We start from the raw sequence: 24,097 nt of genomic DNA, 5'->3' as shown, positions 1-24,097 counted from the left end.
ACACTTCTTCTATTTAAACATGTACCAATTTTTGATGTCAATATGTTTAAAGACTTTCCCTCGAACAAATACGGGTTCAACCTGTAACTGTGAAGCCGACGCCGTAAGATGAATATGAAAACAGCATGCTGCAATCAGCAAAAAGGCCGCCTAAAAGGGAATTCCCCTTTTAGACGGCCCTTCATTCATGGCTCGATACCGCTGTTTAATCTCTTGGATAAGACCGGACGAATCCACCATACGTAATACAGGCCGCATAGGAGCAGCACGCCGGCCGTGGCCAGAAAGGGGAGCCGATAATCCTGCCTGGCCAGGATCAGTCCGGCAACAAAAGTTGCCCCGGACGAGCCTAAACTCCGAAATACCGACCGCATGCCAGCATACAGATTACGTTCCTTCTCATTGAAAGCCGACATCAGCAGACTGTCCAGCAGATTGGACAGCATGGTCACGCCACCGCCCCGCAGCAGAAACAGCCCGACAAACAGCCATACGGGGAGAATCATGTATAGAGCGGCAAACAGCAACATATTAACGATAAATACCGAGATAATGGCCGTGTTATAACCGAACCGCTCCATGACGTACGGTGTCATCAATGAGCATATAAACAGAAGGATCGCGCCGATGGCAAGAATTAAAGATACCTGGTCATCCATCCAATCCAGGCGGAACTTCACGATGACGTTCAAGAATGAGCCAGTCATGGCGATACAGCCACCGAGCAGCGCCGTAAACACGGCGAACAGCCATAAGGTCCCGGACGACAGAGGCCCCGTTAACCTGGATATTCCCTTAGAAGATGAAACCGTCGGCGCTTCCTCATCCAAGTCCCTGCGCTCAGAAGGCAGCCAGAACGCCCGGATGACGCCATGAAGCACAAGCACCAGCCCGGTCAGCAGAAGGGACACTTCATAGCCCCTGCTTCCTTCAAATCCCTTCGAGATATATCCGGCAGCCAGCGTTCCGAGACCCGTGAAAGCCGTAAAGACGGCAAACATCAAGGAAAATGCACGGGCCTCCTCCTTACGGGAACGGCAATAATGGAAGAGAAGCTGAATCTCCGTCGTTTCCACAAGCGTCAAGCCGGTAGACACCAATATTTGAGCGGCATAGAACCACAGCAAATCATCGCTGACAGCAAACAGCACATTGCCTGCGGCGATAAAGAATACGCCGGTAACCAGCAGTTTTTTCCTTCCGGTCCGGTTGGCGAGCAGAGATACCGGAATGGCGAGCACGCCCATAATCAGAATGCCCATCGACACCAACGCGCCGATTTCGTCCTCCCTTAGCCCCCGAAAAAGCAGATGCAGATTCAGGACGAGTGTATAGAGGCCGATTCCAATGCCATAGAAGGCCTCGCTTATAAGGAAGCGGCGCACCCCCGTAGACAGCTGCAGCAGGTCTTTGATGTAAAAGGACATGTTATTCCCCTTCTCCAGAAAATCCGATCACGATCTGAAATGAAATCAGTCGGTTACTTGTATAATTCCGCTTCCGAGCGCATCCGCCGGCTCAGTCTTACCGGATCGGTATCCTCGGCAGCGTAAGCCTTCAGGAGAATGCGGAACGAAAACGGCTCCGGCTTGATCGAATGCTCCGGAGACTGTGCCGGACCGCAGCTGTTGCTGCCAAGTCCGTTCTGCCGGTAATCCAGATTCAGCGTAATGAAACTGCGTGGAACAAGGTCGCTGGCATGCGCCGCGGACTCCACATCCTGGTCGGTGTACCGGCTTGCACTGAAATTCAGGACAGGCTCGCCAACGGCGAGGAGCCCCAATCCAGCACCATCCGCGAGCGAGATCCAGCGGACATCCGATCGGTTCCCATTCTCCTGCGGATAAATATACGGCGTGAACAAGCCGTCCACAGTGCTGCGGTATTCCCCGAACCGTCCCGCTTCCAGGCTGTCCGGATAGCTTTCCCCAGGTCCTCTGCCGTACCACCGGACATGTTCCATGTCTCCCGCAACTTGCATTTGCAATCCGATTTTCGGCAGCATGGCGGGCGGCGTGCCGATCGGCTCACCCTTCACATCCATGATAATCAGGCCGCTGGAAGTGATCGTATAGGTCGTTTCGCAGCGGAAGCCCCAATCATATACCGGCGGCGCAATCCGGGAAATCCGCCGCACCTTCACGCTGTCTTGGTCCAGTCGCTTCCATTCGAAATGATCGATCCGCTCGGAGAGTCGGTCCAGATGGGCCTTGCGCCAATCCGGAAGCACGTACATATCATTATCAATCGGCGGACGCCAGAAATTCAGCGCCGGTCCGCCAAGCGTGATTCTTTTGCCATGCAGGAATAAGCTCTCAAATCCGGAATGAAGCGAACCGAGTGACAGCTGAAAGCTGCCATTTCCCACCTTAAGCTTGTGCTTCTCCTCGGTGAGCTGTAATGGTCCCCGCCGCGATGCGGCCGTTTGCTCGAATTCAGGCTTGGACGATTCCCGCAGCAGAAACTGGGACCATGCCACCTCATGTCCCCGTTCCGCCCAGCGGCAGTCCGCAGCCAGGGAGAGGGATACCTCAAACCACAGCTCGGCATAAGGACTCACGCCTATTGTCGCTTGCTCCAAAACCTTCTGGAGGCTTAACTCCGTGCTTGTGCCTGCATCGATGCGGGGAAGCTCCAGCGCTCCGCTATGGACAAGCTGTCCATCGGCCAACACCCGGTAATGGGCCACCAGATGATCCAGCGAAATGAAATCATAGCGGTTCATGATATGAAGCACACCGTGTCTTCGCATCGACATGCGGACCGGTTCAATGACCTTTTTGTATTCCAGAAGTCCAGGTGATGGCGTCCGGTCCGGACGGACCAAACCGTCAATAACAAAATTGCTGTTGTTTGGAACATCGCCATAATCACCGCCGTATGCATAATCCATCCTGCCGTCCGGCGTCCTTCTGCTCAGCCCGTGATCGATCCACTCCCACACGAAACCGCCCGCAAGGCGGGGATGCGCTTCAAAGGTATCGAAGTAGGGACGCAGACCGCCGGGCCCGTTGCCCATCGCATGCGCGAACTCGCACAGAATATGCGGCTTGGGATGATCGGTCATTTTGCCGAATCCCTCCATCTTCTCGACGGAGGAATACATGGTGCTCACCACGTCGCACACCTCGGCTTCGCGGTCCTCCTCGTAATGGATCAGCCTCGTTGGATCATTCTCCCGGCACCATTCCGCCATCGCGCGGAAATTGCAGCCGAAGCCGGATTCGTTGCCGAGGGACCAGAACAGCACGGACGGATGGTTCTTATCCCGTTCCACCATTCGGCGGACACGGTCCACATAGGCTTCCTTCCACTCCGGATCATCGCTCAAGCGGGAAATGTTGCCGAGCGGCTCGAAGCCGTGGGTCTCCAGATCCGTCTCTTCCATCACGTACAGCCCATACACGTCGCACAGCTCGTAGAACCGGGGATCGTTCGGGTAATGAGCGGTCCGTACAGCATTGATGTTGTGCTGCTTCATCATACGGATGTCCTCGAGCATCGTGGACAGGGTGACGGTTCGGCCCGTATCCGGATGATGGTCATGGCGGTTGACGCCTTTAAGCAGGATTGTCTTGCCATTTACCAGGAGCTGTCCGTCCTTCACTTCAATGGAGCGGAAGCCGACGCGCTGCGCCACCGTCTCCAGCGTTCCCCCTTGAGCATCCTGCAAGATGATCACCAAGTGGTACAGTGCCGGGGACTCGGCACTCCATAAATCCGGACCGGCTACCTTGATCTCAAAGTCCTCCACGGCGGAGTGCGAGACATCCTTCCCGGCTGACCCTACTTCCACTCCGGCTCCGTTCAACAACCGCAACTGGACGGAGCCGCGCTCTCTTCCTTCCAGTTCCAAACGCACGTTCAGCTTGGCATTCAGATACTCCGCATCCAGATCGGTCGTTACGCGGAAGTCGTTGATGCGAAGCGCCGACGGCTCGGCTACCAGATACACATCCCGGAAAATGCCGCTAATCCACCACATGTCCTGATCTTCCAGATAGCTTCCATCAGACCACTGGTATACCCGAACCGATATCTTGTTTACGCCGGTCTTCACATAAGGCGTCAGATCAAACTCGGAGGTCAGCCGGCTTCCCTGGCTATAGCCGATAAACGACCCGTTTAGCCACACATGAAACGCACTGTCCACCCCGTCGAATTTGACGCAAATCTTCCTGCCATCCCAATGCTCTGGAAGCTCGAACTCGCGTACGTAACTTCCGGTCGGATTCGCATTTGGCACATGCGGCGGATCCACCGGGAACGGATAGTACAAATCCGTGTAATGAGGATGGCCGTAGCCCTGCAGCTGCCAGTGCCCCGGAACTGGGAGGTCATCCCAGGCCGATACATCGTAATCTTCTTCATAAAAAACTTCAGGAGCTGTCTCCGGCTCCTCGGCATAGTGGAATTTCCACACCCCGTTCAGTGATTGGTACCAAGCCGAACTGCCTCTGTCATAGCTTAACGCTCCGTCCGCATCCGCGAACGGAATGAAATAGGCCCGGCTTTTCGCCCGGTTCCGTTCCAGCACGCTTAGGTCATCCCAGTCGCGGCCGATACGATGGTCTTTCATATATCTCTCCATCCTTTCCCAAGCAGTCTAGTCTTCTAGAGGTAGTTCAAAAAGTCATCTTTCCATGACTTTTTGAACACGCACTTCTATGTTCTGATGCTGTTTCATGCTTCATATCAATCGTGGATGCCTCTTATCATTGGCACCGTTTACCCCTTGATCCCCGTCGTGGCAATGCCGCCAACGATATAACGCTGCGCAAAGAAAAATACGGCCAGCGGCGGGATCGAGATCAGGCAGGTGATCGCCATAATGGATTGCATATCGACGCCGTGCATACCCTTAAATTGGGATAACCCCAGCGTCAGCGTATATTTCGTCTGATCATTCAGGAAGATGAGCGGACCCAGATAATCGTTCCAGCAGCTCATCATATGGAACACGGCCACCAGAATGAGCGAGGGTCCCATCAGCGGCACGATGATCCGCAGCAAAACCGTCATTTTGCCCGCCCCGTCAATCGTTGCCGCTTCATCCAGCTCCTTCGGCAAGGTCATGATGAACTGGCGCAGCAGAAAAATGAAGTAGGCGGAACCAAACCAGGACGGTACGATGAGCGGTTTGAGCGTATTGATCCAACCCAGGTAGTTGAACTCCATATACTGTGGAATCATGGTCACTTCCCACGGAATCATCATGGTGGCAAGCACGATCAGAAATAGCGCATCCCGTCCCTTGAACTGAAACCGTGCGAACCCGTATGCCACCAGCGTGCACGATATGAGCTGCCCGAGCGTCGACAGCAGCGTCACGATCAGCGTATTTTTCAAAAACAGGTTAAACGGCTGAATGCTCCAGGCTTCCGCGAAATTGCTGAATCTCCACACGGAAGGCAACCATTTTGGAGGAAACAGATACAGCTCCTGCTGCGACTTCAGTGCTGTCGTGATCGCCCAGAAGAGCGGCGCAATGAACAGCAGGGAGCACAAGATGAGCAGTGTGTACGTGATTACTTTTTTCATGCGGAACGCCCCTCTCTGCCGGCAGGTACGCCTGCTTTGTTACGCTTTGGCTTCGCCTTCTCCTTCTTCATCTCGCCCTCATAGAACACCCAGGCCTCCGAAGACTTGAACACGAGGAACGTCAGCGTCAGCACGATCAGGAACATGAACCAGGCATTGGCTGCGGAATAACCCATCTTGAAATACTTGAACGCATTCTCGTACATGTACATCGCATAGAAAAACGTCGACTTCAGCGGGCCACCGCCCGTAAGCAGAAGCGCCAGCGTCAATTGCTGGAAGGCCGCAATGATGGACGTAATCAGGTTAAACAGCAGGGTCGGCGTGATCATCGGGATGGTCACATTGAAGAACTGCCTGATCTTACCCGCTCCATCTATCGAGGCCGACTCATACAGGTCCTTCGGAATGCCTTTGAGACCCGCCAGAAAAATAAGCATCATCGAGCCCTGTCCCCACAGACTTGCAATAACCATGGCGACCAGGGACCACTTCGTATCGTTCAGCCAGTCCGGGCCTTCGATGCCGACAAGCGATAAGAAAAAATTCAGGATCCCGTAATCCCCGCTGTACACCCAAGACCAGATCATGGCGAGGGCAACGCCGGAAATGACCGACGGCAGGTAGAAGGCGGTGCGGAAGAACGCGCTCCCTCTCACCTTTTGATTCAGCAGCATGGCGAGTCCCAAAGCCACGATGATGTTCAGCGGAACGAACAAAGCCGCGAACTTTAACGTAACTATCAGCGATTTCCAGAACAACGGATCGTTCGAGAACATCTCCACATAGTTGTCGATGCCGACAAAAGTCACTTGGCCTACGATCGGCCAATCAAAAAACGAAATGACGAGGGAAAACAGCAGCGGACCAAGCGTGAAAACCAGAAAACCGAATATCCATGGAAAAATGAAGAGGTAGGGCACGGCCCCACCCCAACGTTTTGGTCCAAGTCGCTTCGGGGCCGCTGTCTGCTGTTGTGAGTAAGGCACTTCAGTATGGGCCATATTCGCGAACCTTCTTTCTTCGTTTATTTCAAATAGCGTTCGCTATCCTTCACCGCTTGGTTCAGAACCTCCTGGGCATCGCTGCCAAACATGACGGATTCCACAGCTGCCGACAGCTGGCGGTTCACTTCGTTCCATTTCGGATTCAGCAGGAAGGCCGGCGTATTGTCCGAACGCTCCAGCATCGTGTAATACGGCTTGTAGAGCGGATCCTGATCCTTCTTCAGCTCGTTCACCACGCTGACCCGGACCGGAAGGTCGGCCACGCGCATTTTGATCGCTTCGTCCGATACGTAGAACTTAATGAACTCCCAAGCCAGATCCTTGTTCTTGGAATCCTTCGCTATCGACAGCGCGGATTCGGCCAATACGCCCTTTACAGGCTTGCCCTCGAAGGCTGGCATTTCCACCGTACCCACGTCGATTCCAGCTTCCCTGAAGGATTCCAGAGGCCAGATACCGCTCTCCCACATGGCAATTTTGCCGGCTTTGAAAATATCCTCCCCGCTCTGCTGCCCTTTGCCTCCAGTCAGGACGGCTGAGCCGTTCTTGAGCATATCGCCCAGCATCTGAATGGCTTCCGCCGTTTCCTTGCTGTTCATGTAGCCTTCAATCGTTGTGCCGTCCTCGGAAATGAAGGAACCGCCGTTGCTCCATACGAACCCTTGGAGGTCATACGTATCGTTCTCGGCTCGTACGCCGAAGCCATACTGCTTCTTGGATTTATCCGTCAGCTTCTGGGCATTCTCCTGGAATTCCCTCCATGTCCATCCATCGCTCGGATAGGCGATGCCCGCATCGTCGAACATCTTCTTGTTGTAGTACACCACCCGGGTCGTAAAGCCCGCCGGGATTCCGTACAGCTGATTATCGATCTTGCCGTAGTTAAACAATCCTTGGTAAAAATCATCGATATTCAAATCCTCATCCTTGGACGCGTAGCCGTCCAGCGGCTCCAGAGATTGGTGATACGTCGGAAAATCCCACATATACATCACGTCCGGCGGATTGGCTGCGCCAAAACCGGCGGCCAGCTTCTGATCGAATCCGTCGGCATAAGCCTCCACCTGAACCTTCGTGCCGGGATGCGATTCCTCGAACTTCTTGGCGATCTCCTGCTCGATCTTCAGCGCATCACCCGTATCCCAGGTAGCGAAGCGAAGCGTTGTCGCCGCGCCCGATGCATTGCCGTCCGGCTCCTTCGATGCTCCGGTCCCGCCGCTGCCGCCGCATGCGGCCAGCAAGGATGCCATTAACGTCATAACCGAAACCAACGCGATCCATGACATTTTCTTTTTCATATTGTCAGCTCCCCTAAAGTATTGAGTTGATATGAATTGAACCGCTTTCATCATAACTCGGATGAAAGCGGTTCAAAACGTGCGCTGATTCGCAGATGATCGTATTTTTGTTCGAACTTTCGTCCTCGGGTGTTCATTTGTTTACAATGATTCCCCTTTTTGTTCGGCACGGTATTGGCTTGGCGTCTGGCCTGTGCAGCGTTTGAACCATTTGCTGAAATATTTGCTGTCGCCAAGCCCGGTCTTCTCGGCGATCTCCTGCATCGTTAAGGAGGTTTCGCGCAGCAGGCCATAGGCGAGGCGGAGCTTGCGTTTATATTGGAATGTGATGAAGCTGTCGCCAACCGTTTTCTTAAACAGGATCGAAAAATGGCTGCGGCTCAGCCCCACCTTCTGGGCCAGCTCCGCTGCCGACCACTCGTCCGCGGGATGTTCATGCAGGAGATGGACCGCGTGCAGAATCGGCTCAGGCCACTGCTCCCCGCTAAGACCGTACACCCGTTCCAGCTCGGCTTCCTTATGCAAGGATTGAAAAGCTGCCTGTACATCCTCCGAATCGTGAAGACATTCCCGCGAATTCCATGTGAGCTTCCCGCACCGGCTCTTGATCTCCACCAGCAAGCTGTCCGCCGCTCCCTTAAACTCCTCCGGTACGGCCCAATAGCAGCTGTCCGCGCCGTAGTGAATCAGCTTGCTGCAGCGCAAACCCGGCTCGTCGGAGCCCTGTTCCTGAAGCAGCCCCTCCCAATTGCTGCTGCAGCCCGCCGTCTTGATCAGGTAGAGGGAGATGGGCTTGCACTCCCCCTGCCCCACACGGCTGCAGAGCTGCCGGAGTTCTCCCGGGAATCGATCGCTATGACCGTTCAGCCAAGCAAACAGGTGAGCAGAAATCTGCTCTGCCAACTCGTGCGCGTAGGACGGCGTATCGGACAGCTCACGCTGGAATTTTTCCAGCATCGCTTCGAGTTCTTCGTCCTCGAAGGCGGTTTTCAGCAGATATCCCGAGGCGCCAAGCCGCATCCCCTCTTGGGCATACTCGAAATCCCGGTGGCAGCTGAGCAGAATGATTCGGGTTTCCGGCGCGACCTCCTTCACCTTGCGCGAAAGCTCGATTCCATCCATCTCCGGCATGACGATATCCGTAATGACGACCTGCGGGCGAAACTCCAGGAACGCCTCCCAAGCCGCCTGACCGTTGGGGCTGTCCGCCACAACCTCCATCCCGAATCGGTCCCACGGCACCGTGGAGCGGAGTCCCTTACGCACAATGCTCTCATCATCGGCAATCAACACCTTAAAGTACCCTGCTTTCATCATTGAAAGACTCCTCCTTTTTCGGCCAGCGTATGGTGATCGTTGTTCCTTCTCCCTTAATCGAATGTACCTTCAGTCCGTATAGCGGACCAAAATGCAGCTTGAATTTCTGATCGGCGTTCCGCACGCCAAGCCCGCCGCGTCCCTTCCGCTTCATCTCCGGCGAGAATAACTGAGCGAGCTTCTCCTCCTTGATGCCGGCCCCGTTATCGCGAAGCGTAAGCACCAGCTCGTCATGATCCTCCTCGACCTTGACATGTATCTCTCCCTGACCATCGGTGAAGGCATGGAAAAAAATGTTTTCAAACAGCGGCTGAAGCGTCATCCGTGGAATCAAATAAGGCAGAAACGCCTCATCGCAATCCAGCTCATAACGGAACACCTCGCCGTACCTGATCTCCTGGATTTTCAAAAAGTGACCGATCATGCGCAGCTCCCTGTTCAACGTGACCAGCTCCTGCGAGATATCCAAATTCCCCTCCAGCACCATCGTCAGATGATACAGCATCTGACGGATGTCCTCCGCGCCTTGCAGCCTGGCTTTCCACTGGATGGAGTTGAGTGTATTGAACAGCAGATGAGGGTTGATCTGATAATGGAATGCGCGCAGCTCCGCCTCTTTTTTCAGCCGCTCGCTCTGCTCCACTTCGCCAATCAGTGTCTGCACGCCCGTAACCATCCGGTTAAAACTCATATCGAGACTGCCCAGTTCATCCCTGCCCTCGATTGGCGTACGGGTATCCAGCTTGCCAAAGCTCACCTTCTGCATCGAGTCCTTCAAGGTTCGAATTCGTGAGGTGAACCGGGAGGAGAACAGATAAGCAATGCCAAAAGCAAGCAAGCAGGAGACGATGGCAACAACCATCGTGTTCGCCCGGATAACGCCCGAGGATTGATAGAAAGCCTTGGCCGGAACTCTGGCTTCCATGGTCCATTGGTTGACGCCAAGAGTCCGGGACCAGGTCACATCGTTGTCATGGGGGGTATACGGAGCATCCGTCTCATACACGATCGTGCCGTCCGGCGATGTAATGAGCAGGTGGGCGTGCGTGTCGGCCTCGAACTTGGCATAACTGCGCAGCAGCTCCTCGGCACTCTCCTCAATGAGGATGATGCTGCCGTCCTGAGCCTTGTCCGGGTGGTGGATCGGTACGGCGAGCCCGATGACCGGCACGTTATCGCTATCACTGCTCTTAATGGAATGATCCTGTTTGTAAAAACCGAGCCAATACGTCCCGGCATAGGCCTTCGGCCTCGTGCTCCACATCGGGATATTGCCGAGTTTATTCACATCCAGATTGTTCTCCCCATAGTAATAGCCGGAGGTCGTAATGATATAAATTCCCGCTGTCAGCTGCGTCCGAAGAGACTTCAATAACGATTCGAAGTCGTTCTTCTCCATAATGTCGCCGTATGTGGATGGCGTCCCGGCTCCGATCCCCGAATGGCTCGGGTCCAGTAAATAGGAATAAATTGTTTCCGCCGTCTGCTTCATCCGCCCTAATGCCGAACTGGTCTGCTGCTCCAGCTGCGCTACGGCATTATCGCCGTATTTGCCGAACTGGGAGTTAATCACTTTAGCGGATTGATAATAGGAAAGTCCGCCAAGCGAGAACAGCGGAATCAGGGTGACGACTAAAAAACAAGTAAGCAGCTTCGTTCGTATACTGTGATAGGTGCCGGTGAACAGCCGGCCCACTCGATCTTTGATCCCCTGAAGATTCATGGTTACTCTCCCCGTTGTCGTATCGTATCGTGAAACTTTCGTCCACTCGTTCGCCATGCGGCAGGACTGCTAACCAGTCCGTGATACCGCTTTCATTATAAACCCGAACAAAGGGCTTGTAATTAGGCGGCAACTGGAAACGGAGAGGAAACGGAAAAAGCACCTCCCCCACAAGGCAAAAGCCCGGGAAGAAGTATTTGTCCGTCATCGTTATAGGGAGTATTCATGTCCAAGAATCAAAAATACACTGGAGGTCCAGGTGAACGCCCGATCACGAAGCCCCGCTCCGGTCAGGGCATCAAAATTCTCGGCCATGCCGCTGAGACTGACCATCCGGCAGTACCGCTGCGCAATCTCCGTCGCCAGCTCCATATCCCCAGCTGCCGCTACCCCTTCGACCAGCAGCATCGTGGAAGGAGCCCAGATCGGCCCGCGCCAATATCCGTCCGCCTTATAATAGCGGCTGCTTACGCTCTCGGTAGCCCAGCCGTTGCTTGTCAGGAATCGGCTTTCATCCCGAAGTCCTTCCAGTAGAGCCTTGCGAATAAACTCGGGAAGGCGTCTTCCCAGCAGGATGGGAACGAACAGCAGCAAGCTGTCTCCCTCGGATACCTCATGCGTTCCCGAGCGGCAGGCCGTGAACCGGCCATCCTTCCAGAAGTGTCGAATCAAACGCTCCAGCGTATCGTCCGCTCTCTGTCTCCATTGGCTCGACTCCTCGGTCAGGCCCAGCAAACCTGCGATTTCGGCCAGCGTCTCCATCTGAATAATGAGATAGGCGGCAAGATCAGGGCTCTCGACGGGAATGCCGTTATTAAACGCCGTGCTGTTGTCCCAGCCTGAATCGTTGCCGTGGTTGTACTGGGGAATGCCGTCGCCGTCATGGTCCCGGTGCGTGAACCACCACTCCGTCCATTTGGATAACGGGCCATAGACCTCGCGCAGTTGGGTCTCCTTAATGAAATCGGTCCGACGCATCATCCAGGCCAGTGTCCAGCCGTGAATCGGTGGTTTGTTGCAATTCCAAAGCTCGTATTTATCGTTCACGAAGTCAGGGATCAGGCCGCTCTCATCCTGCCGGTCAAAAAAGATCATGAACTGATCCCAGGCCAGCTCCGGCTGATGCCGCACGAGGGCCATCGCGTTAAAGCAGTTGTCCCAGCTCCAGATGTTGGTCATCCAATTCTTGGACATATACATGGCTGGGCGGGTCAGACAGCCTTCGGCCGGAACCACGCAGGACCAGGTAATATAGGCCGCGAGCTCCCTTGCTTCCTGCCACCGCTCAGAGACGGTAAGGGTGTTGTTCAGCCATGCGGCATAATCTTCCCGGACGCTATGAACCGCCTCGTCGAAGGACTCCCATTCCTTGCGTGGGGTCATGACGGTCATGAACTCCTCTACCGCAAATTCCGCTATATTGGTTAACGCGTCCATGGAGAAGTCGGCGGTCACCCGCGAGCTCTTGATCTCGTTCCATTCGACCTCCATGCCCATCTGGCCTGCAAGCCGGGTCAGCATGAAGCGGCAGCCATGCGTGAAGCTGTTCACCTCCCAGCTGTCCGGATGGGTCTCATAGGCGTAATCATACGCTGCTGGAAAAAAGGTAAGCCGGATGCCGCAGCCTTCCGAGCGGAATCGGACGGTCCGGGAGTCCGATAAACAAATGTCCGCATGACCCTCCGAATCGGAGGCCTTTAGCCTGATTTTGTCGGGTGATGCCATAGGTTCAAACGGAACCGGCTCGCTCTGCCGGTTTAGCAGCTCTATCAGAAACGCCTCGCCAAACTTGTCATCTCCTCCGCGGACGGTTCGCAGGTAAAGTCCTGGTCTGCGGTCCTTTGCCGCGGGCAGGAGGGAAATTGCCAAGAAGGACTCTCTTCGGCTGAAAGGTACGATATTCAGATCAAAATTCATAAGACATCTCCTTCGCTGAGGTATCGCTTTCATTGTAAGACTTCTCATGGGAAGAGAGGACTGCCGGATGTCTTGCCGATAGAGGGATATTGTTTGCTGCAGGCTCGTCTAAGCGGGTGAGGTGTCATTTTGTTCGATGAGAGGGGGAATAAATGTCATGGCAAACGACAGTGACGCGAAGATCCATTAAAAAACCGCCGATGATCGCGGCGGTGGCGTGATGAGTGTGTGTAGCGTATGATCGGGACAATTACGACTGCTTCCTAAGGCCGTTAGGGCCGGCGGCCGTGCTGCCGCCAATACTGTCTTTTTCCGTCATCCCGTACCGTAATTCCCAGCTTCGATAGTTCCCGGCGCAGATCGGCTGCATCTTCTTTATCCTCGTTCTCCATCGCCTTCTTCCGTGCCAGGAAGAGCGCGTTCAGGCTGGGCGTCAGTTCCGGCGAATCGGCAACCCATCGGACATAATGATCGGCGAACGGATCGCGGTCTCTCCAGGAGTAACCGTGCCGCTTGAAGGCTTCGGCTAAGGCATCCCGCTTGGCTTCGGGTTTCTCCCGGTAGAGTTCCTGCCCCTCAGTGCCCAGCAGGACCAACTGCTTGCCATCCAGAAAGACCGCAGAAACCTCGTCTCTCGTAAACGTTTGTTCGGCATCATGCATGCGGAGTCTGATCTCTTGATCCGACAGACGAACGGCAAGGCTTTCTTTAATGGCAATATGGGAGAGTACCATGCCCGCAAGCAAGCCCAGAATAGCGGTTACGATGACGACCCAAGGTCCTTGTATAGATGCGATTAACTCCAGCGGTCCTTGAAAAGGCACCCAGGCGAGGCCCGTTGCCCAATCCGCGATTGCAGGTATAAACCAGCCGACAACCGCGCCTAATAACGGCGGTACCGCCCAAATCAGGATCCGGTCAGAAGAGGATAATCCAAGGTCACTGTATTCCATCCCGTGATTCAAGTATATCCGCCCCTTTCCTGAGGGTACTGTTCACCGCTTCCCTCCATATCGCTTGGTAATCCAATCGAATATCCATCATGATATAACTCGTGACATTATCAATGACCAGTGCCAGAACATACGCTTTGGAATCTGCATTCTGCCGCTCAATGATCCCGAAGTCTGCTCCTAACCGCATCAGTTCCCGAAAGCCGTCCAGGAACGATTGCTGCATAGCTATCACCCGCTGGCCGTAATTGGCACTCCGGTTTGTGGTCAGCATGAACTCATTCAATAGGCGCATGACCGGCACAAAAGCCTCTTCCTCCTCCGGAAACATGCGCAATCCCCCTTGGTACAGCTTCTCCGCGAAGTTGTGCTCGTTCATTTCGGTCAGGGAGAAATAATGATCGAAATGATAATCGCTGAACATATAATCAAAGACGCGCTCCACCAGTTCATCCTTGGATGCAAAATGGTAGTAGATCGACGGTTTCGTAATACCCACCTCGCCGGCAATCATCGCAAGGCTGGTCTTCTCGATGCCATGAACCGCAAACAATCCGATGGCGGCCTCAACGATCTGCTGCGAGGTTAAGTCTTTCTTTTTCAACGTATGATCCCACTCCTTTTTTAACTACCGATAGGTAGAATTTTAAATCTAAGAATGGGAAGTGTCAATATTTTTTAACTATCGGTAGTTAAAAATAAAAAAATCGCCGACGCTTATCGCATCGACGATTCGTATAGATTCGTTTGGTGCCATAACCGGCTCAACCGATTAGAGCATTCTTCTTCCCATCATGATGATGGTATTAAGCAGCGACTTCCACTTTCCATCGACTGTACGTGCAGTCGTTGCGGTGTTGGCCGCTTGATTGCGTTTAGATCGCAATTTCGTTGCCATCCTGCATCGTTCCAATTCCTGACGGAGATCGCGAACATGCTGTTTGGCAATATCTTCATTATTGATATTCATGGTTTCATTCCTCATTTCTTTTTATAGCGACAACATTCCGACATTACCAATACCTGCAAGCGCCTCTTCCGTCCCCTTCACTATGATACTTCCATTGTTTACTCGAAGGTAAGGGTACAAAATGCCTTTAATTCTTTTTTCCCCTACAACGACTTCGCCGAAAAGATCCAGGGAGGACAGCGAAGCCTTAATGTCTTCCTCAGTCACGTCATCGTCAAAGGTCAGCGTCCCGTCAACGATAAAGCTAGCCGGCTGCCCCAAAGCCAGCAGTTGATCCCTCGACCAGGTCTCCTCGCCGTTGATGAAAACAAAGAGCCGCTCATAACTTACGATTTCCGTGTTCAGGTTGGGACAGCGCTCCCAAACCAAATCCTCGATCTCCTCGCTGCAAATGATGAACGAAGTCGACTGTATCTCTGACAAGGCCTGGCTGAAGGCATCCCGGGTCACGTCCGCCTCGAGAATGAGCGGCTTATTCGTGTAGAGCTTATGGTCTTTAAAGCGCCGAGCGGTTCTCGCGTTTAGCCTTACGGGTTTGGTTACATATTCGAAGCCTGCCGGGATCACCTCGACCAAGCCGTTTATCGTTTTCAATTTTTCGTAGAAATAAGGAGATTGATGTTCATGAATAACCGCCTTGCCGTTAACGCGGATACTTTCAATTCGGGCCGTGAACTGCTCCATATCCAGTTCCTTATCCAGTTGAACTATGCCGTTCAACACCAGCTCCATGGGCTCGTTGCTGGAGGCCAGATACGCATTATTCAATTGAACCTTCCCGGACTCGAACCTGGGCTCGTATTGATACGCGTGTATTTCCGCGCTGGCTCCCCCCGCTTTGATCAACGCAGCGGTAACAGCTCCGGCCAGATGCCGGGGAGCATAGACCTGGCCGTTGACCACCAGGTGCAGCGTACCGTTCTGGAATACTTCAAGAGATACTTCTTTATCGATAATGACCGTGCCGTTAACGAACACGCGGTCCGGCTGCTCCAGAAGCTGAAAATATTCCTCGTCCAATCGCAGCGTACCGCTGTAATAACGGTGCCCCTCCGGAATTTCAAGCGTCTTGCCGATATTGCCTGCATTTTTCAACAGCGTGAGCAGATGTGCCGTCTCTGCCCGGTAGATTACAAGTCCCACGTTTCCGATCCGTTCGATGCTTGTTACGGTTTCCTCCGTTGCCTGCGTAAGATCCAACATCCCTACATTCTCGATTATTCTGCTCATTTCATATCTTCCTCCCATAGTTTTCTCAATTTTTTGATGGCGGTTTGCAATTTGTACCGAACCGTGGCTGCCGGCATGCCCAGTTGCTCACCGATTTCCTGGCTGGACATCCCGAGCCAAAAGCGCTTAAACACGATATCGCTTTGCGATTGCGGCAAACGGGCGAGCCATTCCGTCATTTCAATATTGCGGCTTGAAACGGGGAGCTCTGCGACGTCCAGATCATCCTCCCACGATACGAGCCGCTTCTCCCGGCGGCTAATATCGATCATGCGATTTTTGACGACTCTGAAGAACCAGGCCTTTTGCTTGTGAAGGGGCAGAGCTGCCAGATTCGGCTCCTTGATGGCCTTCATAAAGGCATCCTGGACCAGATCATCCGCTTCATAAGCATGCTTGGCAATGGATCTGGCATAACGCCGGACATCCTCCTTCAGATTTTCATAGAGATCACATACTTCCATTAGCCAACCTCTCACTTTTCGTTTTGTCTTTTCTGTTAATATAACGTTTGGGCAAATGAAACTGATGGATATTCTCGAAATTTTTTTCGAGCCCATAAAAAAAACACGCCAACCGTCTACGCAGTCAGCGTGTCTGCCTCTATTTAATCCCAATCAATATTATTGATTGATCAATTACTACTTTTCGTAAAAAACATCTGTAATGTATCGTTATATCATGGCTGCACTACCCTTTGCGTCTTCAGCTTCTCGAGCACCTTTGCCCATTAAACTCCTCATCGTTGCCGTAATTGCCTGCTCATGGGGCGTCCATTGAATCGGCCCTATCAAGCGTTCATATTTTTCACCGCTCAGCACCAGAGGCTCCTCGGTCAAATACAGCATCTCAACCACCTCTTTCATCACCGGATTGAATAATCCAATCAAAGATAGCCCAATTCGTCCCAGCGGCATCACAGTCTTGCGCTTTCCGGCAGCCTGCTGCGCAATCCGCACCAGCTCATGACCTGAAATAACGCCGGGTCCGGGGATATGCCAGTTCTGCCCATAGGACTCCTCCCTTGTTGCAATCTCCACAATCATCCGGGCGGCATCGGGCAAATAGACGTACTCGCGGGGAACGCTCATATTGCCGATGAAAGCGGTCGGTTTGCCTGGCGCAATGGCTTCCATCGTTACCGATAGGTAAGATGCCTGCGCAGAGGGACCGTAATAATCGGGAAGCCGTACGATAAGAGGCTTTGCCTTATGCCAGCGCGACGAGAATAACAATTGCTCGTAGGCCAATCTCACTTTGCCCTTGCGGGTATGCGGTTTTTTGGGATGATCCTCCGTCGCCTTTTCCATTAATCGTCTACCATAAGGATAGATTCCATCAACGACAACAACCTTTGCACCCAGCTTCTCTGCTGCTGTCATGACCGATTCACCCAGCGGCAGCAGCCTGGACTCCATCTCGTGATAGGGAATGTTGGCACTGTGAAAAATAACGTCAGCTCCTTCCCCGGCTCTTAGAATATCCTCGGGTTTAAACGCATCTCCAATTTCCAGCGTAAGCAGAGGAGAATGGTCCAACTGCTCCGCCAGCTCATTCAGCTTCGTCGAGGAGCGGCCGAAGGCCACCGTTTGGACCCCACGCTTTACCAGCTCCACGGTTAATGGAGCTCCTACCCCACCTGTTGCACCCAAAACAATCGCTTTTTTCATCATCAATCTCTCCCTTATCTCATATCGTTATTGATTGATCAATTACAATTTCTTTTAAAAAAATGCCCTTCTTCCACCGCGCACTACCCATGCGGTACGCGGTGTGGCACAAAACGCGCCTGGACATGATCTATCTTATAGGCATCATATTCGGCATATCCATCGCCATGGCTACATTGCACAGCATGCCCCGGGCCAGAAAATCGGAGGTTTTCTTATCGGCATCCTCAAACCCCGCCCGCACAAAGGCATTCTCCACGAGATCCTTCACCTCATTCATTCCCTGCTGCATCGCTTCGCGGATCGGCGCTTCCTGAATCGTCTGTGCCTGCATCTGGAGCAGGATCTCACTGCGATGCGACTGCACAATCCCTTCGTAGGCCTGAATCAAACCCAACTCCAGATTCTCTGGAGAAGCGGATTCGATCACCGCTTGAAATGCCTTCACGATGCGCTCCCAGGAAACAGCCAGCGATTCCACGAGCAGTGACTCCTTGGTAAAGAACCGGTAGACGTAAGGCTGGGATATCGCTGCCCGTTCGGCAACTTGAGCCGTGGTCGCGCGATAATATCCGATCTCTGCAAACACTTCGATGGCTGCCGCCACGATATCATTCCGCCGATTCGCAGAGGTTGACGCTCTAGCCATTTCTACCACCCTCCTTCACTCATATCGTTTTATTATTGATTGACCAATCACTAATTGAACTTAGTATATACGGCCTCCTTTCTTTTTGCAACTGCTTTTTCCAAAATGATCAAATACAACATCTGGCTATAACTTGCGATCGGGAAGGAATCCGCTATTACTTATCGAACTGTTTTATGAACCGTGTATAAGGCGGGCGTATATTTAAACACTTTATTCTGCAATCGATCAAGGAGGAAGAATCATGAGTCATGAAGGTCAACAGCAATTCGAACGATGGCATAGACACCGTACGGTCTTGTTGCAACTGCTGCAGGACGTAAAGAGCGAGCATTTGGATTATAAACCGTGGGAGAACGCCTATACCTTGGGTGCATTAGCTGTTCATATTGCGGCGTCCTCGGATATGTTCCTGCGCTCCATTGCAAAAGGCTCGTTCTCTCCGCCTTCGATTTCCACCAAGTACGAAACCATCGATGACATTCGAAATATCGTGCAGGCTTCGACCGAATCGTCTACGGCGGTTTTTAATGAATTGTCCGACTTCCTGCTGGAGCAGCCGCTGGACTTTAACGGGTTCGTTGTCCCAGGAAAAGTGTGGCTGGGCAACATGGTCGATCACGAAATCCACCATAAAGGGCAATTATTCACTTACGTGCGGGCTGTCGGAATCGAAAAGGTTCCCTTCTTCACGGTCCAGCCGCCAAAGCGGTAACGATAGGTACTGCTGGAGTTGCTGCTGCAAATCTCTAATGCTCCCCCCAGATTCATCATACTCAAAACAAAAAAGCCGGATTTCCTGCAGCTTGCTCTCAGGTAATCCGGCTTGCTTGCCCTTACTAACCCTGCTTCGCCAGTTTCACCACAGCCTGCAAGGCCGTGTTAATCTCGCGTTCCACCGCGTCGGCGACCACATTCGTGTTCGGGTCGTACTCGGCCGCGAGATCAGCGTCGGCAAAGCCGTCCATTGCTACAATCGCACCGGCGCGAACGCCGCGGATCGACGCAACGACGTACAGCGCCGCAATTTCCATCTCTACGCCAAGCGCTCCCGCTGCTTTGTACTTTTGGTGCGGTACTTCTTCAACGCCGTTAAAGAACACGTCCAGGGTTACAGTAATCCCCTTACGCACCACGCCCTCACCGATCGCAAGGGCGGATTCGTACAGCGCTTCCGCTACCTGGCTGTCCGCAACTGCCGGAAAGCCGTCTGGCACCAGCTGTTTCGTCAGGCCATCCGTACGGATCGCCGCCGTGCTGACAACAAGGCTTCCCGCAGGGGTATCCGCCCGATACGATCCGGCCGTGCCCACGCGAATCAGGGTCTTCGCCCCCGCGCGGATCAGCTCCTCGAAACAAACCGCAGCTCCCGGACAACCAACGCCGTGGCTGGTTACCGCAAGCTCGACGCCTTCATACGTCCCCACGAAGGTGCGGTATTCCCGGCTGAACGCGAGTTCGCGCGCGTTTGTAAGCTTGCGGGAAATGGTCTCCGCACGCTTCGGATCGCCGCAGACAATCACAAATTCAGGTATATCCTCTGAGTTCACTTGCAAAATAGGCATCAACATATTAGTCAAACTCCTTATGTGTCCATTCGTCTTCAGGTATATCCAGTGCCTCGCCGCTAAACCGTTCTTCCTTGAACGGGTCCGCTTCATTGTGGAAACCGTTGCGTTCCCAGAAGCCTGGGCGGTCTTCCTTCATAAACTCAATGCCGCGCAGCCATTTGGCGCTCTTCCAGAAGTAGCGATGCGGCACAACCGTGCGCAGCGGCCAGCCATGCTTGTCCGTCAGCGGCTCGCCGTTAAAGCGATAGGCCAGCAGCACATCGTCCTTGAGCAGATCCTCGATAGGTACATTCGTATCATAATCCGGATCGGCATGAAACATGACGTATTTGGCATCCGGCTTGATCTTCAGCCCCGCCAGGAAATCCCGGAACAGGACTCCCTCCCAAACCGTATCGAATTTGGACCAGCGGGTGACACAGTGAATATCGGTATTCACGGTCACCGTTGGCAGCCCCATGATATCTTCATAAGAAAACGTCCGCTCCTCTTCGACTTCGCCGAATACCTTGAGCGTCCACTCCGACATGTCGTAATGAGGAACCTCCCCTTCGTGCAAAATAGGGAATTTCTCGGTCAGCGTCTGCCCCGGCGGCAGCTTGGCACGCTGCTCCTCGGTCAGGTTGCCCACCGCCACCGGCTTCATTTTTTTCAATCGCTCTGCTTTTTTGTGCACCAAGTTCATCTCCTTTACGCTTTGTCGGCTTTCGCATCCGCTGATCGTCTAAGATGGCGAATTCTCTTGTTGTCACGGCGCAGCATGCGCACCTATCTGGAGCTTGAGCCCTGCTTCAGTGCATCCTGCTGGAAGCTTTTGTCCTTAAAGAAGAACATCGCCAGAATCGTGACGACATAAGGCAGCATCTGCGTGAAATGCGTAGGCAGCGCCAGTCCCTGGAACCTTATGCTGAGCGCATCCATAAAGCCAAACAGCAGGCTTGCGGCCGTTACTCCAAGCGGACCCGATTGGCCCAGCATTGTAGCTACGAGCGCAATAAAGCCGCGTCCAGCCGTCATGCCTTCCGTAAACATCGTCACCTGGCCAAGCGACAGCTGCGCACCGGCAAGGGCACACAACACACCGCTCGCCAGCACGGCTCCATACTGATACCGTCTTACACGGATTCCTACGCTTTTGGCAGCGAGCGGATTCTCACCGGCAGCCAGGAACCGGAAGCCGCTCTTCGTGCGATAGAAATAATACCACATGAGGCCCGCAATCAAAAACGACAGATAGACAAGCGGCGTCAAACCCGCCAGTATCGGACCGATCACCGGAATATCCTCGATAATCGGAATGTTCCATTTCGGCAGCCCAACCATCGTATTGTCATAAAATGCACCTTTTACATCAAAAATAGCCCGTAAACTAAATGTGGTCAATCCAGCCGCCAACGCATTCATCGCGATACCGACCACGATGACGTTCGCCTGCAGATTGATGCTGAGATAAGCAAATATAAAAGAGAATATCGAAACGATCACAATCGCGAACAAAATCGCATAAAAGACGTTGCCGAAGAAGTGGTTCCCCACCACGGCGGAAAAAGCCCCAAGCAGCATAAAGCCTTCCAAACCGACGTTGAACAGTCCGACGCGCGAACACAGGGCACCGCCGAGGGCCGCAAGCAAGATCGGAGTGAGCACCCGGAGGGCCGAGTTGATTAAGGCAAGATCAAACAGCTGTTCCATCGGATTTGTTCCCCTTTCTGCGCTTCAGGAAGCTGTAAGTGAATCGGGCGGAGATAAACAGAATCAGCACGGCTTGGATAATCGCTCCTACCTCAAGCGGCACTTCCGTATTCCGTTCCACGCCCATACCGCCTGTCTGCAGCGCGGCCAAAAAGATCGAGGCAATCAGCGTGCCGATCGGATGCGATCCTGCCAACAATGCAGCCATAATGCCCGTCCAGGCATAGTCGGCCGTAGATAATGCACCATCAATATAGCGATACTGAGAGCCCAGAATTTCAACGGCGCCACCAAGACCGGCCAAGCCGCCGCTGAAGAACATGGCGCCAAGCATCATCGGTCCGCGCTTAACGCCGCCAAACAGGGCAAACAGCGGATTGCCGCCAAGCATCCGTACCTCGTAACCGATCACGGAGCGCTTCAACAGTACAAATATAATCAACGCGGCCAGCACCGCGAGCACAAAGCCTACATGCAGCGGCATACCGGAGATTAGCTTCGGCAGCCAGACGCTGTTATCGAGCATTTCAGATTGCGCCATCGCAGCTGAACCCGAGCGGTCCTTCAGCGGATAGGCGACCAGATAACCCGCAAACAACACGGCCACATAGTTCAGCAGCAGCGTGGAGATCAGCAGGTTAACCCGAAACCGGGCATCAAAATATCCGGCCATCACCGACCATAATCCGCCTGCGATCACACCGGCAAGAATGGCAACGATACACACCAGCCAGCCCGGGCCCGGCATGTACAATCCGACCAATGCGGCAGAAAGCGCGCCAAACACCATCTGACCTTCGGCACCAAGGTTAAAGAAACCTGCGCGGAATGCAAACGCCGCGCCCAGACCAATCAGAATAATCGGGGTCGCCCGGGACAGCGTATTCGTAAAGAAATACATGCCGCCGAAGGCACCCTTCCACATCTCCGCGTAAGTCTGCAGGATATCGCCGCCGGCAATCATGATCGCGATGGCTCCGGCAAGCAGCCCAACAATGATGGCGGCAATCGGCTGGAGCAGCGGAAGCGTAAATTTTGTCCATTTATTCATTACAAGGCTCCTCCCGCCATCAGCAGTCCCAACTTCTCTTCTGTCGCTTCCTTCGCCGACAGCTCGCCCGCGATCCGGCCTTCAAACATAACCAGAACCCGGTCGGACAGCTTCAAAATTTCTGTTAATTCCGAGGATACCAACAGAATTCCCGTCCCCTCTTCACGCCGCTTAAGCAGCTCGCCGTGGATCGTCTCCATGGCTCCGATGTCGACGCCCCGCGTCGGTTCGGCAGCGATCAGGAACGGGGTTCCCTGTTCCAGTTCCCGTGCGACGATCAGCTTCTGCAGATTGCCGCCGGATAAATATTGCGTGCTGGTCTCCAGGGAGCCCGTCTTGATCGAGAACTTCTGAACCCATCCGGAAACTAACGAACGAATGTCCTTCAGATTAAGGAAGCCGCCCTTCTGCAAGCGGCGGTGGTGCCCCATAAGCCCGGTATCCATCACGGTTGCCGTTCGATTAGCACCCCATACATAGCGATCCTCCGGAATATGGGCTAATCCGTGCTCCCGTATCTCCCTTGTCGACATGCCGGTTACGTCCTTGCCCGAAACGGCAATCCGGCCGCTGTCCGGCTGAGCCAGACCGGAAATTACCTGAAGCAGCTCGGACTGCCCGTTGCCGGAAATACCGGCAATCCCGACAACTTCGCCCGCACGGACTTCAACATTCACTTCGTCCAGAACCGGCTTTCCTTTCGTTCCGCGGATCGAAACGTCTGATACTTCCAGCACCTTCTCACCCGGCGTGATCGGCTTGCGATCTAGTTCTATCAGTTCGCGGCCGACCATGAGACGGGAAAGCTGATGGGCATCGGTATTTCCCTTCTCCACCACGCCCGTGACGGCACCGTCACGGAGCACCGTGATGCGATCGGCCACGTCAAGAACCTCGTTCAATTTATGACTTATCAGAATAAAGCTCTTTCCCTGTTTGGAGAGCTGTTTAATGGCATCCAGGAGCTCCTGCACCTCGAGCGGCGTCAGCACGCCAGTTGGCTCATCCAATATAATGATTTCGGCGCCCTGATACAGCACCTTCAAGATTTCAACTCGCTGCTGCACGCCAGGCGCGCTGCTGCTTACGATTGCGCGGGGATCCACCTTCATTCCGTATTGATCACAAAGCCCCTCAACAATCTTCACGGCTTGCTTGCGGTCAAACCTGGCACCTGATCCCGGTTCATTGCCGATCACGATATTCTCAGCGATTGTAAACGTAGGAAACAGCATGAAGTGCTGGTGCACCATACCGATGCCGCCCTGAATCGCGCCCTCCGGGCTTGCAAACGAAACTTCCTTGCCATTCAGCCGAATCGTACCCGAGGTTGGCTGCTCCATCCCGTACAATATCCGCATCAGCGTTGTTTTGCCTGCACCATTCTCCCCGACGATCGCATGAACTTCACCCGCACGCAGCGAAAAATCAATGCCGCGGTTTGCGCTAAACTCGCCATACTTTTTCGTAATATTGTCCATCTGGAGTAGCATCGAGTCATGCCTTCC

At 53.6% G+C, this 24,097-nt stretch carries 21 protein-coding genes; 1 reads left to right on the top strand and 20 read right to left on the bottom strand.

The annotated features are described in order from the left end of the window. Positions 1-185: 185 nt before the first annotated feature. The 15 genes from MKY48_RS06545 to MKY48_RS06475 form a co-directional block, all read right to left on the bottom strand. The gene (locus tag MKY48_RS06545) at positions 186-1,427 is read right to left on the bottom strand and encodes an MFS transporter (protein WP_339271003.1); all 1,242 of its coding nucleotides are present in this window, start codon (positions 1,425-1,427) and stop codon (positions 186-188) included. A 53-nt stretch (positions 1,428-1,480) separates the two neighbouring features. After that, positions 1,481-4,579 (bottom strand): glycoside hydrolase family 2 TIM barrel-domain containing protein, encoded by a 3,099-nt coding sequence (locus MKY48_RS06540; RefSeq protein ID WP_339271001.1) that lies wholly within the window; start codon positions 4,577-4,579, stop codon positions 1,481-1,483. Between the two features lie 149 nt (positions 4,580-4,728). Further along, the gene (locus tag MKY48_RS06535; protein ID WP_053489640.1) at positions 4,729-5,541 is read right to left on the bottom strand and encodes a carbohydrate ABC transporter permease; all 813 of its coding nucleotides are present in this window, start codon (positions 5,539-5,541) and stop codon (positions 4,729-4,731) included. Next, the gene (locus tag MKY48_RS06530; protein WP_339270997.1) at positions 5,538-6,545 is read right to left on the bottom strand and encodes a sugar ABC transporter permease; all 1,008 of its coding nucleotides are present in this window, start codon (positions 6,543-6,545) and stop codon (positions 5,538-5,540) included. The genes MKY48_RS06535 and MKY48_RS06530 overlap by 4 nt, the downstream gene beginning before the upstream one ends. A 23-nt stretch (positions 6,546-6,568) precedes the next feature. Beyond that, the gene (locus MKY48_RS06525; protein WP_339270996.1) at positions 6,569-7,846 is read right to left on the bottom strand and encodes a sugar ABC transporter substrate-binding protein; all 1,278 of its coding nucleotides are present in this window, start codon (positions 7,844-7,846) and stop codon (positions 6,569-6,571) included. A gap of 141 nt (positions 7,847-7,987) precedes the next feature. Continuing rightward, entirely contained in the window at positions 7,988-9,163 is a 1,176-nt protein-coding gene (locus MKY48_RS06520; protein ID WP_339270994.1) for a response regulator, read from the bottom strand. Continuing rightward, the gene (locus tag MKY48_RS06515; RefSeq protein WP_339270992.1) at positions 9,141-10,886 is read right to left on the bottom strand and encodes a sensor histidine kinase; all 1,746 of its coding nucleotides are present in this window, start codon (positions 10,884-10,886) and stop codon (positions 9,141-9,143) included. The genes MKY48_RS06520 and MKY48_RS06515 overlap by 23 nt, the downstream gene beginning before the upstream one ends. A 210-nt stretch (positions 10,887-11,096) precedes the next feature. Continuing rightward, positions 11,097-12,803, bottom strand: coding sequence for a trehalase family glycosidase (locus tag MKY48_RS06510; protein WP_339292552.1), 1,707 nt, complete (start codon positions 12,801-12,803; stop codon positions 11,097-11,099). 272 nt (positions 12,804-13,075) lie between these two features. Further along, positions 13,076-13,768: a DUF308 domain-containing protein gene (locus MKY48_RS06505; RefSeq protein WP_339270988.1), complete on the bottom strand. Its 693-nt coding sequence runs from the start codon at positions 13,766-13,768 to the stop codon at positions 13,076-13,078. Next, positions 13,743-14,360 (bottom strand): TetR/AcrR family transcriptional regulator, encoded by a 618-nt coding sequence (locus tag MKY48_RS06500; RefSeq protein ID WP_339270986.1) that lies wholly within the window; start codon positions 14,358-14,360, stop codon positions 13,743-13,745. Before MKY48_RS06500 ends, MKY48_RS06505 begins: the two co-directional genes overlap by 26 nt. A 168-nt stretch (positions 14,361-14,528) precedes the next feature. Then, positions 14,529-14,726: a hypothetical protein gene (locus tag MKY48_RS06495; protein ID WP_076322834.1), complete on the bottom strand. Its 198-nt coding sequence runs from the start codon at positions 14,724-14,726 to the stop codon at positions 14,529-14,531. 21 nt (positions 14,727-14,747) lie between these two features. After that, positions 14,748-15,956, bottom strand: a complete 1,209-nt coding sequence (locus tag MKY48_RS06490) for a hypothetical protein (RefSeq protein ID WP_339270984.1) — start codon at positions 15,954-15,956, stop codon at positions 14,748-14,750. Beyond that, complete coding sequence (locus MKY48_RS06485) at positions 15,953-16,420, bottom strand: RNA polymerase sigma factor (RefSeq protein WP_339270982.1); 468 nt, start codon at positions 16,418-16,420, stop codon at positions 15,953-15,955. The genes MKY48_RS06490 and MKY48_RS06485 overlap by 4 nt, the downstream gene beginning before the upstream one ends. A 210-nt stretch (positions 16,421-16,630) precedes the next feature. After that, entirely contained in the window at positions 16,631-17,626 is a 996-nt protein-coding gene (locus MKY48_RS06480; protein WP_339292551.1) for an NAD-dependent epimerase/dehydratase family protein, read from the bottom strand. A gap of 130 nt (positions 17,627-17,756) precedes the next feature. Further along, positions 17,757-18,275, bottom strand: a complete 519-nt coding sequence (locus tag MKY48_RS06475) for a TetR/AcrR family transcriptional regulator (RefSeq protein WP_113060294.1) — start codon at positions 18,273-18,275, stop codon at positions 17,757-17,759. Between the two features lie 244 nt (positions 18,276-18,519). Here MKY48_RS06475 and MKY48_RS06470 point away from each other — a divergent pair, with 244 nt between their 5' ends. Further along, positions 18,520-18,990 (top strand): DinB family protein, encoded by a 471-nt coding sequence (locus MKY48_RS06470; protein ID WP_339270978.1) that lies wholly within the window; start codon positions 18,520-18,522, stop codon positions 18,988-18,990. A gap of 124 nt (positions 18,991-19,114) precedes the next feature. Here the strand turns inward: MKY48_RS06470 and MKY48_RS06465 are convergent, their stop codons facing one another. From MKY48_RS06465 to MKY48_RS06445, 5 genes are all read right to left on the bottom strand, one after another. After that, the gene (locus MKY48_RS06465) at positions 19,115-19,846 is read right to left on the bottom strand and encodes a nucleoside phosphorylase (protein WP_339273406.1); all 732 of its coding nucleotides are present in this window, start codon (positions 19,844-19,846) and stop codon (positions 19,115-19,117) included. Position 19,847: 1 nt separating this feature from the next. Further along, on the bottom strand, positions 19,848-20,522 hold the full coding sequence (locus MKY48_RS06460) for a sulfite oxidase-like oxidoreductase (RefSeq protein ID WP_076322827.1): 675 nt from the start codon (positions 20,520-20,522) through the stop codon (positions 19,848-19,850). A 92-nt stretch (positions 20,523-20,614) separates the two neighbouring features. Then, complete coding sequence (locus tag MKY48_RS06455; RefSeq protein WP_098742272.1) at positions 20,615-21,538, bottom strand: ABC transporter permease; 924 nt, start codon at positions 21,536-21,538, stop codon at positions 20,615-20,617. Then, entirely contained in the window at positions 21,522-22,589 is a 1,068-nt protein-coding gene (locus MKY48_RS06450) for an ABC transporter permease (protein WP_076322825.1), read from the bottom strand. Before MKY48_RS06450 ends, MKY48_RS06455 begins: the two co-directional genes overlap by 17 nt. Further along, the gene (locus tag MKY48_RS06445; protein ID WP_339270975.1) at positions 22,589-24,082 is read right to left on the bottom strand and encodes an ABC transporter ATP-binding protein; all 1,494 of its coding nucleotides are present in this window, start codon (positions 24,080-24,082) and stop codon (positions 22,589-22,591) included. Before MKY48_RS06445 ends, MKY48_RS06450 begins: the two co-directional genes overlap by 1 nt. Positions 24,083-24,097: the final 15 nt, after the last annotated feature.

The sequence above is a fragment of the Paenibacillus sp. FSL W8-0187 genome (genome assembly GCF_037969755.1).
GTDB lineage: Bacteria > Bacillota > Bacilli > Paenibacillales > Paenibacillaceae > Paenibacillus_AQ.
This window is presented reverse-complemented; position numbering and strand designations above follow the sequence as displayed.

Excerpts from the sequence above, each read along its gene's own strand:
- MKY48_RS06545 (WP_339271003.1), bottom strand. The coding sequence starts at position 1,427 with ATGTCCTTTTACATCAAAGACCTGCTGCAGCTGTCTACGGGGGTGCGC.
- MKY48_RS06540 (WP_339271001.1), bottom strand. The coding sequence starts at position 4,579 with ATGAAAGACCATCGTATCGGCCGCGACTGGGATGACCTAAGCGTGCTG.
- MKY48_RS06535 (WP_053489640.1), bottom strand. The coding sequence starts at position 5,541 with ATGAAAAAAGTAATCACGTACACACTGCTCATCTTGTGCTCCCTGCTG.
- MKY48_RS06530 (WP_339270997.1), bottom strand. The coding sequence starts at position 6,545 with ATGGCCCATACTGAAGTGCCTTACTCACAACAGCAGACAGCGGCCCCG.
- MKY48_RS06525 (WP_339270996.1), bottom strand. The coding sequence starts at position 7,846 with ATGAAAAAGAAAATGTCATGGATCGCGTTGGTTTCGGTTATGACGTTA.
- MKY48_RS06520 (WP_339270994.1), bottom strand. The coding sequence starts at position 9,163 with ATGATGAAAGCAGGGTACTTTAAGGTGTTGATTGCCGATGATGAGAGC.
- MKY48_RS06515 (WP_339270992.1), bottom strand. The coding sequence starts at position 10,886 with ATGAATCTTCAGGGGATCAAAGATCGAGTGGGCCGGCTGTTCACCGGC.
- MKY48_RS06510 (WP_339292552.1), bottom strand. The coding sequence starts at position 12,803 with ATGAATTTTGATCTGAATATCGTACCTTTCAGCCGAAGAGAGTCCTTC.
- MKY48_RS06495 (WP_076322834.1), bottom strand. The coding sequence starts at position 14,726 with ATGAATATCAATAATGAAGATATTGCCAAACAGCATGTTCGCGATCTC.
- MKY48_RS06490 (WP_339270984.1), bottom strand. The coding sequence starts at position 15,956 with ATGAGCAGAATAATCGAGAATGTAGGGATGTTGGATCTTACGCAGGCA.
- MKY48_RS06485 (WP_339270982.1), bottom strand. The coding sequence starts at position 16,420 with ATGGAAGTATGTGATCTCTATGAAAATCTGAAGGAGGATGTCCGGCGT.
- MKY48_RS06480 (WP_339292551.1), bottom strand. The coding sequence starts at position 17,626 with ATGAAAAAAGCGATTGTTTTGGGTGCAACAGGTGGGGTAGGAGCTCCA.
- MKY48_RS06475 (WP_113060294.1), bottom strand. The coding sequence starts at position 18,275 with ATGGCTAGAGCGTCAACCTCTGCGAATCGGCGGAATGATATCGTGGCG.
- MKY48_RS06470 (WP_339270978.1), top strand. The coding sequence starts at position 18,520 with ATGAGTCATGAAGGTCAACAGCAATTCGAACGATGGCATAGACACCGT.
- MKY48_RS06465 (WP_339273406.1), bottom strand. The coding sequence starts at position 19,846 with ATGTTGATGCCTATTTTGCAAGTGAACTCAGAGGATATACCTGAATTT.
- MKY48_RS06455 (WP_098742272.1), bottom strand. The coding sequence starts at position 21,538 with ATGGAACAGCTGTTTGATCTTGCCTTAATCAACTCGGCCCTCCGGGTG.
- MKY48_RS06450 (WP_076322825.1), bottom strand. The coding sequence starts at position 22,589 with ATGAATAAATGGACAAAATTTACGCTTCCGCTGCTCCAGCCGATTGCC.
- MKY48_RS06445 (WP_339270975.1), bottom strand. The coding sequence starts at position 24,082 with ATGCTACTCCAGATGGACAATATTACGAAAAAGTATGGCGAGTTTAGC.